Below are 14528 nucleotides of genomic sequence, written 5' to 3' on the forward strand. Positions count from 1 at the left end.
CCCTCGGGCCCGCCGCTGGCGTAGTAGCCCTGGTAGCCGTGGATGGCGATGATCAGCGTGACGAAGATGGCCGCCTTGCACACCGAGAACAGCACATCGGACGGCTGGATGAACGAGTCGAAATAGTGGTAGTAGGTGCCCGAGGACTGGCCGTGCACCACGTTCACCACCAGCGCGCAGGACAGGTAGCTGAGCACCAGCGTCAACAGGTACAGCGGAACGATGGTGATCATCCCGGCGATCACCCGGGTGGTCACCACGAACGGGACCGACCGGATCGCCTGGGCCTCCAGCGCGTCGATCTCCTCCGAGATGCGCATCGCCCCGATCTCGGCGGTCATCCGGGTGCCGGCCTGGGCCGCGAAACCGATCGCGGCGATCATCGGTGCCATCTCCCGGGTGTTCGCATAGGCGGAGATGAACCCGGTGAGCGGCCCCATCCCGACCATGTTCAGCGCCGAATACCCTTCGATGCCCACCGATCCGCCGACCGCGGCACCCAAAAACACCAGCACGCCGATGGTTCCGCCACCCACGATCAGCGAGCCGTTGCCCCAGATCATGTCGACCAGCAGCGCCCCGGTTTGCCGTCGATAGTTCATCAGGGTGCGCGGAATCGCGCCGAGTACCTGTGCCAGGAAGGTGATCTGGTGGCCGAGGCGATCCAATAGGGACATCGGGACGTCGGTGACCGCCACCGACACCCGCAGCGCCGCGGGCAGACCGTGGGGCAGGTGCCGGGACGGGGTGGCCATCAGCCGATCCTCGTGGGCATGAACATCGTGACCAGCTGGGTGATCACCACGTTGAGGATGAACACCGCCACCACCCCGATGACCACGGCGGCGTTGACCGCGTCGGCCACGCCGCGGGCGCCGCCGTGCGCCTCCAGGCCGCGTTGGCAGGCCACCAGGATCACCACCACGCCGAACAGCCAGGTTTTCCCCAGCGCCACCACCACGTCGGCGACGCTGGCGAACGAGGCGAACGAGGCGATATAGCTGCCCGGGGTGCCGGATTGGAAGCCCACGTTGATCAGGTATCCGGCGCCCAGCCCCATAAAGATGATGAAAAAACACAACACCGGCGCCACGAACACGATCGCCGCCAGCCGCGGGGTGACCAGCCGCTGCACCGGATTGATACCCATTACCCGCAGCGCGTCGACCTCTTCGCGGATGGTGCGCGCGCCCAGGTCGGTGGTCACCGCCGACCCGGCCGCCCCGCCCAACAGCAGCGCGGCGACGATCGGGGCGCCCTGCCGGATCACCCCCAGCCCACCGGCCGCGCCGGAGATCGAGGTCGCCCCGACCTGCGCGATGAGGCTGCCCACCTGCACGGCCACGATCACCCCGAAGGGGATGGAGACCAGCAACGCCGGGATCGCGGTGACACTGACGATGAACCAGGCCTGGTTGATGGTGTCGCGCCAGGGATGACGCAGCCGGGTCAGGTCGGCGACGAGGAAGGTGACGGACTGGGCGGCCAGATCCAGGAAGCGGCCCAGGGTTTGCAACGACGAGTCGGTTTGCGTGACGGCGAACCGCAGCGGTCTGCCCAGCGCCACCACCCGGGCGCCCGCATCGGCGGCCGCGGCCGGTGCGGGTGCCTCGTCGGCGACGGCCGCGACGGCGGCCTCCGCAGCCGCCTCGACCTCGGGCTCGGCCACCCCCGCAGATGCGGCGGTGGGTGCTACGCGGGTGCCTGGACTCAACGACGGGCTCCCGCGTCGCCGATCCCAGTTGGGGTGGTGCGCAAGAACGCCCCGATTTCCGATACCGCCGCACGGGCCGGCGCCAGCACGGGTGCGGCAGCCTGAAACACATGGAACTGGCCGTCCCAGATCTGCAGTGTGCACGGCACCCCGGCGGCGGCGATGCGGGTCGCGAGCTCCTCGGCGCCGTCGCGGAGCACCTCGCGGGTGCCGACCTGAATCAGCGTGGGCGGCAGGTCGCTCAGATCCTCGTGCGCCAACCGCGGTAGCGGGAGCGAGATGCCGGGCGGAGCGGGCTTGGCGGCCAGCTTGTGGCTGAGCGCGCGCACGGTCGATCCGGTCAGTAGCGGGTCATGCGCACCATCCGCGGCGGGCAGGTCGGGATCGACCGAGGTCATCGGGGACATCAGCACGACGGCGCCGGGTCGGCCCAGGCCCAGCCGGGCGACGGTCAGCGCGGTGGCGACGGCCAGGTAGCCGCCGGCCGAGTCGCCGACGACGCTGATGTCGGCCGGCGTATAGCCCCGCGCGGTGAGGGCACGGAATCCGTCGACGGCGTCCGCGAGGGCTTCGCCGAGCCCATGGTGCGGTAACTGCCGGTAGCCGATCGCCAGGGCCGGCCGGCCCGCGGCGTACGCCACGTCGGCGGCCAACCGGCGGTGCGTGTGCAACCCGCAGACGATGAAGCCACCGCCGTGCAGGTAGAGGATCGCCGACCCGGAGTCGCCCGACGTCGCCGTCGGCGTCAGCAACTCGGCGCGACAGTACGGCAGGGCCACCGGGCGGCGGGACACCCGGCGCGGCCGCGGCAGCAGCATCGCCGCCCGATCCACCCAGCCGACGGGCCACCACGCCTCGGGGAAGCGGGCGAACAGCGCGATCACCGGCCGCACAAAGGTTGCCAGCAACCCCGCCAACAGGACCGACGGCGCACCGGGTCCCGGGAATCGGACCACGTCCGGCGACGCGTCATCGGCGGGTTCGGCCGGTCTTCCGGCAACCAACGACATACGCCCCCTCGCTTCGCGTGCCCGGCTTCTAGAATTAGGTGACTGATATGTCACTCGGATGAGTAAACCATAGCCCTGTGGGCTCTGTCACACCCTCTTTTAGTCAACCTCGTGGCGCGGTGCGGGTGCCGCGCGGACACCCGTCACCCGCGGGTCACGGGTCGTAGCGATAGTCGTCGAGGTCGAACGTCTTCGAGGCCCGGGTGGCCTGGTAGGCCGTGGTGGGCCGCAGGAACGAGAAGTCGCCGTTTTTGTCGATGTAGTAGCTGTTGGCGTCCACGCAGGCGCGTCCGTGCATCAACGTCTCCGAGCCGCGGCGGTCGACGAACCGATGGAACCGCTCGTTGGCCTCCGGGGAGATCTCCACCGCGGTCGCGCCGCGGCGCAGTGTTTCCCCGATCACCCGCAGCGCGTGCCGTGCGGCGTTTTCGACCATGACATGCCAGGAACTGCCCGACCAGGCGTAGGGCCCGAACACCATGAAGGTGTTGGGCAGCCCGGGCATCGACACCCCCTCATAGGCGGCGGCCCGCTGTGACTCGTAGAAGGTGGCCAAATCGAAGCCGTCCCGGCCCTTGACCGGCCGCTGCCGATAAACCAGTGGGCTGTTGGACATTTCGAAGCCGGTCGCCAGCACCAGCACGTCGATGTCGCGTTCGGTGCCGGCCCGGGTGCGGATCCCGGTGGCCGTCACCCGCTCGATGGGATCGGTGATGAGCGCAACGTTGTCCCGGGTGAAGGCCCTGTAGTACACATTCGACACGCTGGGGCGTTTGCACCCGAATCCGTAACGCGGGGTGAGCTTTTTGCGCAGCTCCCGGTCGCGCACCTGGGTGAACAGGTAGGCCCGGCACGCCCACGCCGGAAGGTGGGCCAGCGGCGTGATCTGCTTGCCGTAGACGGTGATAGCGACCAGGCCGATCTCCACCACCGCGGCGACGACACCGCGAATCAGCGTCTGCAGAAACGGCGCCGCCCGGAATGCGGCCTGCACGGCTTTGGGGATCGCGAAATCGGGTTTGGCGAAGACCCAGATCGCGCGGCGCTGGTAGACGTCGAGTCGGGCCGCGGTCTTGGCCAGCTGGGGGACCACCTGGATCGCGGTCGCGCCGGTGCCGATCACCGCGATCCGCTTGCCGGCCGGGTCGAAATCGTCGTCCCAACGCTGGGTCTGGATCACCGTGCCGGTGAAGTCTTCCAGGCCCGGGATATCCGGAACCCGCGGCTCGACGAACGCGCCGGTCGCGGTGATCACGAAGCGCGCCGTGACGGTGCAGCCGTCATCCAGCGTCAGCACCCAGACGTGGTTGTCCTCGTCCCAGTCGCGGCGCATCACCTCGGTGTTTAGCCGGAGGTGGTCGCGGAGCCGATATTTGTCGACCAGGTGGGTGATGTACCCGCGCACCTCGGCACCCTTGGGGAAGGTCCGCGACCACCACGGGTACTTCTCGAACGAGAACTGGTACACAATACCCGGAATGTCCACTGCCACATCGGGGTAGCGGTTGGCATACCAGGTGCCGCCGACGTCGCCGGCCCGCTCGAAAATGGTGTAGTCGGTGTAGCCGGCGCGCTGCAGCTGGATCGCGGCGCCGAGCCCGCCGACCCCGGCGCCGATGATGGCCACCAGCATGTCCGGCGGCTGGCGCCGCGCGACGGTGTCGGGGTGCGGTTGGGTCGTGGTCGTCATGTGCTGGGCTCCGCGCTGATCGGGTGGGTATTGGCGGCGATGCGTGCGTCGTATTGCGCGCGGGCGGCACGGTCGATCGGCCCCAGGGTGCGGTCGGCATTGACCAGGCGCCGACCGGTCAGCCACAGCCGTTCCGGGACCAGGTTCGCCAGGTTCAGCAGGGTGGCCAGCCCGATCGGCGCCCCGGCCAGCGGTGGCCGGCGCCGCAGCGTCGACTCGATCCGGCGTGCCACCACGCTGGGCGGCAGCACACCGAGCCGGATGGCGCCCAACGGGATTCCGTCCACCAGCTCGGTGTTGATCGCCGACGGCAGCACCGCGGTCACCGACACCCCGTGGCAGCGCAGTTCCTCGCGTAGGCTGCGGCTGAACGCGGTGGCGGCGTGTTTGGACGCCGTGTAGCCGGCCAGCCCGGCCGAATGGATCTTGCCGGCCGCGGAGGTGACGTTGACGATGTGCCCGCGGCCGCGGGCGATCATCCGCGGGGCGAGGATCCGTGCGGCGGTCAGGTGGGCGAAGACGTTGACCTCGAAGCACGCCCGGGTCACCGCGTCGGGTTCGTCCAGGAATGCGCCGATCGGCATGATGCCGGCGTTGTTGACCAGGATGTCGATCGGGCCGCAATCGTTCTCCACCGCGTCGAGAAACGTCGCGAAGCTGTCCGGTCGGGTCACGTCGACCCGGTAGCCGCGGGCGCGGTGACCGACGGCCTCGGCGGCCGCCCGCGCGGCGTCGCCGTCGAGGTCGCCGAGCGCGACGGTGGCCCCGCGGCGCGCGAACCGGGTCGCGGTGGCCAGCCCGATGCCCCGGGCCGCACCGGTGACCGCGACGACCGCCCCGGCGACCGGGATCTTGGGGTACGCCCCGCTCATCCGACCTCTCCCATCTGGGTGACCAGGGTCGACTCGGTGTCCGCCGCCCGCGCCGGCCGCCAGGTGTAGTCCGCAAACGGGTAGCTGGTCGCGGCCCGGCGGGATTGCAGCGCGGTGGTGGGCCGGATGTAGGGCATATCGCCCTGGGAGTTCACGTAGTAGGTGCGCAGCCCCTTGTTGCGGACCCCGAAGTAGTGCTGGATGTTGCGGCCCTGGCGGGTGATCTTCGCGTGGTAGCGCCGCTGCGCCTCGGCGGTGACTTCCACCACCTGCGCGCCACGACGGCGCGCCTCGCCGATGGCGCGAACCGCGTGTGCCGCCGAGGATTCCACCATGAAATGCCAGCCGGTGCCGGTCCAGGAGTACGGGCCGACCAGCACCCAGCGGTTCGGCAGGCCATGCACGGCGACGCTTTCGTAGGCCTGCAGTCTGTGGGTGGCGTAGAACGCGCCGAGGTCGAAGCCGTCCACGCCGACGACCATGCCCGTCTTGTACGTTTCCGGGTCGGAGAACAGCTCGTAGCCCACCGCGACCACCAACGCGTCCAGTTCGTGCTCCCGCCCGTCGGCGGTCCGCACCCCGCGGGCGGTGATCTCGGTGATCGCGGCGTCGACGAGGTCGACGTTGTCGCGGTTGAACGCCTGCAGGAAGCTGTTGGATAGCGTGGGCCGCTTGGCCAGCAAGCCGTACCGCGGTGTCAGGGCCCGCCGGGTGCGCCGGTCGCGCACGGCGGCCCGCAGATACCCGCGGTACACGGCGCGCGCCCCGGAATCCATCAGCGCCGCCGCCGGTTTCGCGATCGGCGGCGGCGTGTACACCAGCAGCCGGGTGGCGGTCTCCACCAGCAGCAGCGCCGCCGCGAACAGCAGCGCCTGGGTCGCGGGTCGGCCCAAGATCGGGCGCAGCCGCGGCCCGATCGCGAAATCCGGCTTGGGCCAGCACCACACCGGGGTGCGCTGAAAAACGGTCAGCGACCGCACCCGCGGGGCGATGGCCGGGGTGATCTGGACCGAACTCGCGCCGGTGCCGATCACCCCGACCCGCTTGCCGTGCAGGTCGTAGCCGTGGTCCCAGTCGGTGGGCCGCAGGATCTTGCCGGCGAAGGTGTCGAACCCGGGGATGCCCGGGTCGGTTTTGGGATTGATGAAGGCGCCGACGGCGCTGAGCACGAACCGGGCGGTGATCTCGTCGCCGGACTCGGTGCGCAGCCGCCAGCATCCGGCGTCGTGATCCCAGCGCTCGGTGGCCACGCCCATCCCGAAGCGGAGGTGCGGGTACAGGCCGTGCTCGCGGGCGACGCCGCAGTGGTAGGCCTTGACCTCTGCGCCGGTCGGGAACATCCGGGACCAGTTGGGGTTCTTGGCGAACGAGTACTGGTAGGTGAAGCTGGGCACGTCCACCCCGATGCCCGGGTAGTCGTTGTCCCGCCAGCTGCCGGCCGGCTCGGCCGCCCGCTCCAGGATGACGAAATCGTCGATGCCGGCGTCGAGCAGCCGGACACCCGCGCCGATGCCGGCCGGTCCGGCGCCGATCACGGCCACGGTGTACTGCGGTTTCATGGGCGGTCTTTCTGGTTTGGCTGTTATCGGTTTCCAGCAGTGTGCGCGGGCGGGGCATGCGCGGGCAGCTCCCGTTCCAGGCCGCCCAGGCCGAACCAAAACACCGGCCGCAGCAGGGCCGCCAGCGGCCGCAGCGCAAACCGTATGCCCGGGATCCGGCGCAGATAGCGCGGCGCGCAGGCCAGCGTCCAGTCCACCGTCGCGCCGGCGCCGGCCGGTTCGACGCGGTATTCCTCGCACCACGAGCCGAACACCGGCAAGGTGGCGTCGATCGCGGTATAGCGCATCAGCATGCGCGACGCATCGAACTCGATGAGTTGCTCGTGTTGGGCGAACACCAGCCATTTGTGCACGTGCATCTGGAAATCGCGGACCACGCCGGCCGCGGGTTCGGTGGCTACCGGGTAGCGGCAGCCCCACACGGTCGGCAGCCAGGACCACATCCGACTGCTGGCGATAACCCCCCAAACCTGTTTCGGCGGCGCCGCGAACGTCCGTCGCACATGGGTGACGAACGGTGCGGTGGCAAAGAACTCGTCGGCGCCGTGGGCGGTGATCGCGATGGCGTCAAACCGCATGCTCGACCTCCAACGCCGGCACGGCCAGCCGGCCGAACGTGTAGTCGGATACCGGGAATCGCACGCTGCGCCGACGGGACTGCAGCACCGTCCACGGCCGCACATACGGGGTGTCCCCGTGCGAGTTGATGAAATAGCTGTTGGAACCCGCGCAGTTCACGGTGAAATAGCGCTGCAGGTTGGCGCCGCTGCGCCGCAGACCCGCTTGGAAGCGGTGCAGTGCCGCCCAGCTGACCTCGACGCGCGTCGCGTCCCGCTCGCGGGCCAGCTGGAGCACGGCGGCGATGTGGCGCATCGCGTTCTCCAGGATGTAGTGGAAGCTGGTTCCGGTCCAGGAGTAGGGCCCGACCATCATGAACCGGTTCGGCAGCTGCGGCACCGTCACGCTCTGGTAGGCCTGCAGGCCCTCGCGGTGGTAGAACTCGGCTAAATCGAACCCGTTGCTGCCCACCACGGTTCCCGTGCGGTAGGTCTCCGGGTCGGAGAACATCTCGTAGCCGGTGGCCAGCACCAGGACGTCGATCGGGCGGTGCACCCCGGTGGAATCGACGATGCCGTCGGGGGTGATGCGATCGATGCCGGTGCTGATCAGCCGCACGTTGGGCCGGTTGAACGTGGGCAGGTAGTCGCCGCCGAGGGTGCCGCGGGTGCAGCCGGCGCCGAACCGGGGGCGCAGCTGGCGTCGCACCGTGCGGTCGCGCACCTTGAGGCGCAGCCAGCCCAGGTATCCCAGCAGCGCGACCCGGTCGAAAACGGCTGCGCCCACCCGGAATAGCGGCCGAGGCGTGTAGATCAACACCCGCAGGCCGGTCTCGATGAACAGCAACGCGATCCAGTTCAGCGCGTTGGCGAACCGGCGCCGGGCCAGCAGCCGCCGCAGCAGGGCAGGGTAGCGGAAATCGGGCTTGGGGAAGTACCACTGCGGGGTGCGCTGGTAGACGTCGAGCTGGGCCACGTCACCGGCGATCGACGGGGCGATCTGCACGGTGGAGCTGCCGACACCGATGATGCCGACCCGTTTCCCGCGCAGGTCGAGATCGTGTCGCCACCGCGAGGGAATCAGCACCGGCCCGGCGAACGTGTCCCGCCCGGGGATGTCGGGCTCAGTTTTCGGGTTGATGTAGGCGCCGATCGCGCTGATCACGAATCGCGCGGTGATCACGTCGCCGTCGGCGAGGTGCAACCGCCACAGGTGGTTATCGTCATCGAAGACCTCCCGCTGCACACAGGTGTTGAACCGGGCGTGGCGGTAAAGCCCATGCGTGGCAGCCAAATCGAGCAGGTACCGCTGAATCTCGTCGCCGCTGGCGAAGAACCGCCGCCAGTCTGCCTTGGGGGCGAAGGAGAACTGGTAGGCGACCGTCGGGATGTCCGCGCCCACCCCGGGGTAGGTGTTGCGCAGCCAGGTGCCGCCGAACCCCTCGTCGCGGTCGATGATCACGAAATCGTGCACACCGATCTCGCGTAGTTTGACCGCCGCGCAGATGCCGCCGAAGCCGGCGCCGATGATGGCCACCTCGTAGTTGGGGACGCGGTTTGGGTGCACCGTGTTCCTTCCGCCGGGTAGGGATTTGCCGAACTCACCGATCCCGACAAATAATCGGACTGATGTGTCAATCTGTCAAGCGCGGCGGCGGTCACCCGCGGCGCGCGGACGGTTTGCGCCGGCCGGCGGACCGTGGCGGTGAATTACGATGGCCAGGTGTCGACGGAGGCAGCGTCTGGACGCGGGCGGCTGCCCGCGTTAACCGGGGACGCCCGGGTGGATCGCTGGCGCGAGCACCGAGCCGCGGTGCGGGCCGAACTGATCGAGGCGACGCTGCGCGCGATCGAGGAGTACGGGCCGGACCTGTCCATCGACGACGTCGTCAAGACCGCGGGAGTGCCGCGGCCCAAGCTGTATCGGTTCTTCGACGACAAGGACACGCTGTTCGCCGCGGTCGCCGAGCGGGTGCAGGAGTTGATCATCGAGCGGGTGGTGCCGCGGTTCGACGTGGCCGGCACCGCGCAGCAGATGGTCCGTTCGGCGTTGACCGCGTATGTCGATCTGGTGGACGAGCGCCCCAATGTCTTCCGATTTCTGGTCGGCTCCCATTTCCGGGACGAGCGGTCGGCGGCGGACCTGATCGACGGCGGCCGGCCGCTCTCGGACGCCACGGTGGCGGTCTGGGCCGGCGTGATCCGCGCCCGCGGCGGCGACGACGCCGATCTGGAGTACGCCGTCGACGCCGCCCTCGGGGCGGTGGCGCTGGGGGTGCTGCGCTGGCTGAATACGCCGACGATCGGCAAGGACGCGCTGGTCGAACAATTGACGACGTTCCTGTGGGGCGCGCTGTCGGCAACCGCGGCCGGACGCGGGGTGGTGGTCGATCCCGACGAGACGTTGTTGCCGGCCGATCAGGCCGACTGACCGGCCCCCAGCCCGGCCCGCAGAAAGTCGGCGATCTGGGCGATGACATGATCGAGTCCGCCGGGCAGCGGCGCGCCGCCCTGGGCCGGTAACAGCACCACCAGGCTCATGGCGACCATGACCTCGCCGAGCACCTGGGTGTCCAGTCCGGGCCGCAGGAACCCGGCCTGCACCCCGTGCTCGATCTGGTGCTGCCAGTCCTGGGCGACGCCTTCGACGATCTTGATGACCCGGTCGGTCAGGGCATCGTCGATGGCGGCGGCGTCGAACACGATTAATGACACCAGCCGGTTGTTGGTCACCGCGAATTCGTGCAGGGCCCGCAGCGGGGCCGTCATCGCGTCCAGGAACTCGTCGAGGGTGGTGGCCGGCTCGGACGGCGGCGTCAGCTGCGGACCGAGTGACTCCAGCCCGAAATCAATGGCCGCGTCGAGGATCTCGCGTTTGTTGGTGAAGTAGTTGTAGAACGAGCCGTGGCTGACGCCGGCGGCGGCGACGATGTCGGCGACGGCGGTGTTGCGGTAGCCGCGGCTGGTGAACACCTCGAAGGCGGCCTCGGCCAGCTGCGCGCGGCGGTCGGTGGCCTGACCTGGTGGAGTCATCGCCGACCCTCGGGTCGGGCCAGCAGCGCGTGCCGGACAAAGTCGAAGATGGCGTCGCGGTACCGGGCGCGGGTCGCCGCATCCACCTGTCCCAGCACCTCCCGCAGCCCCACCGGCAGCAGCATTTTCGTCACCAGCAGCCCGCACACCTGCGGATCGGCGTCGCGCCGCAGCACCCCGGCCTCCTGCGCGTCCTCGCACAGCCGGGCCGTCATCCGCGCGACGGTGGACTCCAAGCCGAGGATCCGCAGCTTCAGTTCCTCATCCATCGCGGCCGCCTCGACCGCCACCAGCGACAGCAACTCCGGGCGCCGGCGGGTTAGTTCGGTCATCGCGTGCACCGCGGCGTCGAACCGCGCGATCACCTCGGCCTCGGTGGTGGGCGGCTCCTCGAGGCGCAGCGCCGGTTCGGCGGCGCCGATGATCTCTTCCACCGAATAGTCGAAGACCAAGTCGAGCAGCTCCCGCTTGCTGGGCACGTACCGGTACAGGGTGCCCTGCCCGATGCCGGCCTGGCGCGCGATGTCGGCCATCGTGGTGTCCGCGTACCCGCGTTGGGTGAACACCGCCACCGCGGCCGAGATGATCTGGGCGCGACGGCGATCCTCCAGGCCGGGGCTGGGGGGTCGGCCACGGCCCCGGCGCGACGGTGCGGCGGCGGTCTCGCCGCGGCGATCCGCACCGAGGGTCACCATGACCTCCTCTGATACCCGTCTCGATGCTATGCCACGATGAGTTCGGAATTGCCCGACTGGGTTGTCAGCACTGCACCGAAATATAGCACCGGCGGGGAGGAGGGGCCGCGATGTCCGAGGACCTGCCGACCTCCCGGGTGAGCCGCGGGGCCGCGCTGGGAAAGCTGGCCGCCAAGCAGACGCTGCGCCGGGTGGTGATCAAGGCCGGCTCCATCGCGGTGTCGGAGACGCGGCGCGCGGCGATGCTGGATGCGGCCGACCAGCGGATGGCCCGCGACTTCGTGGCGGTGCTCGGCGAGATGCGCGGGGCGGCGATGAAGATCGGGCAGCTGCTGTCCTTCATCGACCTGGGCATCGTCGACGAGCGCTCCCGGGAGAGTTTCCGCCGTCAGCTGTCCCGCCTGCAGGGCACCATCGACGCGATGCCGTTCGAGGCGCTGCGCCCGGTCATCGAATCCGAATTGGGGCCGGTGGACCAGGTATTCGCGTCGTTTGAGCCCCGTGCGTTCGCGGCGGCGTCGATCGGGCAGGTGTACCGGGCCCGCACCCACGACGGTCGGGCGGTGGCGGTCAAGGTGCAATACCCCGGGGTGCGGGCCGCGGTGCGCGCCGACCTGAAGAACCTGGCGTTGTTCCTGCGGATGTGGAAGTCCCGGGTGCCCACCATCGCCGCCCAGGAATTCCTGGACGAGATCACCGGGGAGCTGTCCCACGAATTGGACTACCGGCGCGAGTTCGCCAACCAGGCGCGGCTGGCCGACCGTTTCGCCGACCACCCGTTCATCCACGTCCCGGCGCCGATCGCCGAGCTGTCGTCGGACTCGGTGCTGACCACCGAATACGTCGACGGGCTAAGCGCCCAACAGGTGGCCGAGCTGCCCGCCGCGGACCGGGACCGGGTCGGCGAGATCATCTACCGGTTCTATCTGGGTTCGCTGTTCCAGGACGGCGAATTCAACGGCGACGCCCACCCCGGCAACTTCCTCTACCTGCCCGACGGTCGGGTCGCGTTCCTGGATTTCGGGTTGTACAAACGGATGCCGCCGCACGCCGTCGAGGTGGAGCGCCGCGCCGCGCAGTTGTGCATCGCCGCCGACGGCGAGGGGCTGCGCGAGCTGCTGGAGCAGACCGGGGTGCTGCGGCCGCACTCGACGGTCAGCGCCGAGGACTGTCTGCGGTACACCCTGGACGCGGCCGGCTGGAACTTCGTCGACGAGTACGTGCGGGTCGAACCCATCGACGTCAGCGCCGCGATGCTGGGCGTCGTCTATCCCGGCACCCGGTCGTTCCAGTCCATGCGCAACGAGCGGCTGCCGCCCGAGCATCTGTTCTCGCGTCGGCTGGACTTCCTGGTGTTCGGCGCGATCAGCCACATCGGCGCCGGCGGCAACTGGTATCGGGTTGCCGCCGAATGGATCCACGGCTCCCCGCCGGTCACCGAGCTGGGCATCGCCGACGCGCGGTGGCGGGCTCAGCGCCTGGGCTCAGCCGCCCCCGGCTCGTAGACCACCACGTCCAGGGTGCGCGGCCCGTGCACCCCGGTGATCCGCACCAGCTCGATATCGACGGTCGCCGACGGGCCGGACACGAACGTCAGCGGCCGGGTGCCGTCGAGGCGGGCGATCGCGGCCGGCAGCGACGCCACCACCTGGTCGGCGCGCAGCACCACCACCATTGCGTCGGGCAGCAGCGACAGCACCCGCCGGCCCTGCCCCGCCGCGCCGTCGAGCACCACGGTCCCGGAATCGGCCACCGCGACCGCGGCCGCGCTGACCACCCCGTCGGCGGCGGCGATCCGCGCGGTGGACAACGGCGGGTCGTCGGGGATCCACTCGAAACCGGTGTCCGGCAACCACTCCGCGTCCAGGCCGACGGGGACGATCACCCGCTGCAGCCCGCTCAGCGCCGCCGCCACGGCCGCCGCGACCCCCTCGGGGGCGACCCGATGCACCCGCACCCCGTAGTCGGCCAGCCGCTCGCACAGCAGCGCGACGGTCGCCGGGTCGCCCGCGTCGCCGGTGGCCAGCTGGTAGCCGCGGTCCACCGGGGCGGGGGCGGGATCGGTGCCGGCCAACGCCTGGCGCACCCGCTGCAGCACCAGATCGCGATCGCTCATCGGGTGCCGCCGTCGGTGCGGGCCCACCAGGCGCGGAAGCTTTCGGCCGGCGGGTCGGGGAGATCGCGCGCGCCGAACCAGCCGGCGAACCCGGGTACCGCGGTGATGCCCCGCTCGTTGCGGAACGCCTTGCGGGACAACGCGGCAGCGCGCTCGGCGGCGCGGAACGCCAGCGGGTGGCCGAACACCGCGGCGGCGGCCTTCATCGCCGCGCGTTCCGGCGACGGCGGCAGGCTGCGTTCGGTGTCAACGACCTTGGCGCGCAGATGCTCCAGGATCGCCGGGATGGGGATTTCCACCGGGCAGGCGTCGCCGCAGGCGCCGCACAGCGTCGACGCGTACGGCAGCTCCCGGTCCACCGGATCGGTCAACCCGCGCAGCTGCGGGGACAGGATCGCGCCGATCGGCCCGGGATACACCGAGCCGTAGGCGTGCCCGCCGGCCCGCTCGTACACCGGGCACACGTTCAGGCAGGCCGCGCAGCGGATGCAGCGCAGCGCGTCGCGTCCCACCTCGTCGGCCAGCACGTCGGTGCGGTGGTTATCCAGCAGCACGATGTGCACCTCCTGCGGGCCGTCGCCGTCGTGCACCCCGGTCCACACCGAGGTGTACGGGTTCATCCGTTCCCCGGTGGCCGACCGGGCCAGCAGCTGCAGGTACACCTCGACGTCGCGCCAGGTCGGGATGACCTTCTCGATGCCGACCACGCTGATCAGGATGTGCGGCATGGTCACACACATCCGCCCGTTGCCCTCGGATTCCACCAGCAGCAGCGACCCGGTCTCGGCGACCGCGAAGTTCGCGCCGGTGACGGCCAGCGAGGTGGCCAGGAATTTCTCCCGCAGGTGCGCGCGGGCCGCGGCGGCCAGCTCGGCCGGGTCGTCCCCGAGCCCCGGCGGCGCCGGTTTCCCGAAGTGGCCCATGTTGCGGGCGAAGATCTCCTGGATCTCCGCGCGGTTGCGGTGAATGGCCGGCACCACGATGTGCGACGGCAGGTCGGCGGACAGCTGCACGATGAGCTCGGCGAGGTCGGTTTCGTAGCCGTCGATCCCGGCCGCCGCCAGCGCCTCCACCAGCCCGATCTCCGCGGTCGCCATCGACTTGGCCTTGACGATCTCGGTGACGCCGTGCGCGATCGCCAGCTCGGTGACGATCCGGTTGGCCGCGGCGGCGTCCGGCGCCCAGTGCACGGTGGCCCCCGCCGCCGTCGCGGCCGCCTCGAACTGCTCCAGGTAGCGGTCCAAGTGGCGCAGCGTCTCATCCTTGATCGCCGCACCCGCGC

General features: G+C 70.1%; 14 protein-coding genes. 2 read left to right on the forward strand and 12 right to left on the reverse strand.

The genetic code is table 11. The features are described 5' to 3' along the window. The 8 genes from BKN37_RS20465 to BKN37_RS20500 form a co-directional block, all read right to left on the reverse strand. Positions 1 to 755: MlaE family ABC transporter permease (locus BKN37_RS20465; RefSeq protein WP_071028795.1), on the reverse strand; the 755-nt coding region annotated here is incomplete at its 3' end. Then, positions 755 to 1570: an ABC transporter permease gene (locus BKN37_RS20470; RefSeq protein ID WP_105368846.1), complete on the reverse strand. Its 816-nt coding sequence runs from the start codon at positions 1568 to 1570 to the stop codon at positions 755 to 757. The genes BKN37_RS20465 and BKN37_RS20470, both read right to left, overlap by 1 nt. 140 nt (positions 1571 to 1710) lie before the next feature. After that, positions 1711 to 2724: an alpha/beta hydrolase gene (locus BKN37_RS20475; protein ID WP_083341928.1), complete on the reverse strand. Its 1014-nt coding sequence runs from the start codon at positions 2722 to 2724 to the stop codon at positions 1711 to 1713. Positions 2725 to 2878: 154 nt separating this feature from the next. Beyond that, a complete protein-coding gene (locus BKN37_RS20480) occupies positions 2879 to 4357 on the reverse strand; it encodes a flavin-containing monooxygenase (RefSeq protein WP_071028807.1) in 1479 nt (492 codons plus the stop codon). Between the two features lie 53 nt (positions 4358 to 4410). Further along, entirely contained in the window at positions 4411 to 5286 is an 876-nt protein-coding gene (locus tag BKN37_RS20485) for an SDR family NAD(P)-dependent oxidoreductase (protein ID WP_071028797.1), read from the reverse strand. After that, positions 5283 to 6845, reverse strand: coding sequence for a flavin-containing monooxygenase (locus BKN37_RS20490; RefSeq protein WP_071028798.1), 1563 nt, complete (start codon positions 6843 to 6845; stop codon positions 5283 to 5285). The genes BKN37_RS20485 and BKN37_RS20490 overlap by 4 nt, the downstream gene beginning before the upstream one ends. A gap of 23 nt (positions 6846 to 6868) precedes the next feature. Further along, positions 6869 to 7423: an SRPBCC family protein gene (locus tag BKN37_RS20495; protein ID WP_071028799.1), complete on the reverse strand. Its 555-nt coding sequence runs from the start codon at positions 7421 to 7423 to the stop codon at positions 6869 to 6871. After that, the gene (locus BKN37_RS20500; protein ID WP_071028800.1) at positions 7413 to 8969 is read right to left on the reverse strand and encodes a flavin-containing monooxygenase; all 1557 of its coding nucleotides are present in this window, start codon (positions 8967 to 8969) and stop codon (positions 7413 to 7415) included. Before BKN37_RS20500 ends, BKN37_RS20495 begins: the two co-directional genes overlap by 11 nt. Positions 8970 to 9125: 156 nt before the next feature. On the opposite strand from BKN37_RS20500, the gene BKN37_RS20505 reads away from it, so the two are divergent. Then, a complete protein-coding gene (locus tag BKN37_RS20505; RefSeq protein WP_071028808.1) occupies positions 9126 to 9833 on the forward strand; it encodes a TetR/AcrR family transcriptional regulator in 708 nt (235 codons plus the stop codon). Here the strand turns inward: BKN37_RS20505 and BKN37_RS20510 are convergent. Together BKN37_RS20510 and BKN37_RS30505 are read right to left on the reverse strand one after the other, a co-directional pair. Beyond that, the gene (locus BKN37_RS20510) at positions 9821 to 10435 is read right to left on the reverse strand and encodes a TetR/AcrR family transcriptional regulator (RefSeq protein ID WP_071028801.1); all 615 of its coding nucleotides are present in this window, start codon (positions 10433 to 10435) and stop codon (positions 9821 to 9823) included. The two genes, BKN37_RS20505 and BKN37_RS20510, sit on opposite strands and share 13 nt — an antisense overlap. After that, positions 10432 to 11130, reverse strand: coding sequence for a TetR/AcrR family transcriptional regulator (locus BKN37_RS30505; RefSeq protein ID WP_071028802.1), 699 nt, complete (start codon positions 11128 to 11130; stop codon positions 10432 to 10434). Before BKN37_RS30505 ends, BKN37_RS20510 begins: the two co-directional genes overlap by 4 nt. Positions 11131 to 11240: 110 nt before the next feature. On the opposite strand from BKN37_RS30505, the gene BKN37_RS20520 reads away from it, so the two are divergent. After that, positions 11241 to 12635: an ABC1 kinase family protein gene (locus BKN37_RS20520; RefSeq protein WP_071028803.1), complete on the forward strand. Its 1395-nt coding sequence runs from the start codon at positions 11241 to 11243 to the stop codon at positions 12633 to 12635. On the opposite strand, the gene BKN37_RS20525 is transcribed toward BKN37_RS20520, so the two are convergent. Continuing rightward, the gene (locus tag BKN37_RS20525) at positions 12602 to 13246 is read right to left on the reverse strand and encodes a LutC/YkgG family protein (RefSeq protein ID WP_071028804.1); all 645 of its coding nucleotides are present in this window, start codon (positions 13244 to 13246) and stop codon (positions 12602 to 12604) included. The two genes, BKN37_RS20520 and BKN37_RS20525, sit on opposite strands and share 34 nt — an antisense overlap. Beyond that, positions 13243 to 14528: lactate utilization protein B (locus BKN37_RS20530; protein ID WP_071028805.1), on the reverse strand; the 1286-nt coding region annotated here is incomplete at its 5' end. The genes BKN37_RS20525 and BKN37_RS20530, both read right to left, overlap by 4 nt.

This window comes from Mycobacterium talmoniae, assembly GCF_001854525.1.
Lineage (GTDB): Bacteria > Actinomycetota > Actinomycetes > Mycobacteriales > Mycobacteriaceae > Mycobacterium > Mycobacterium talmoniae.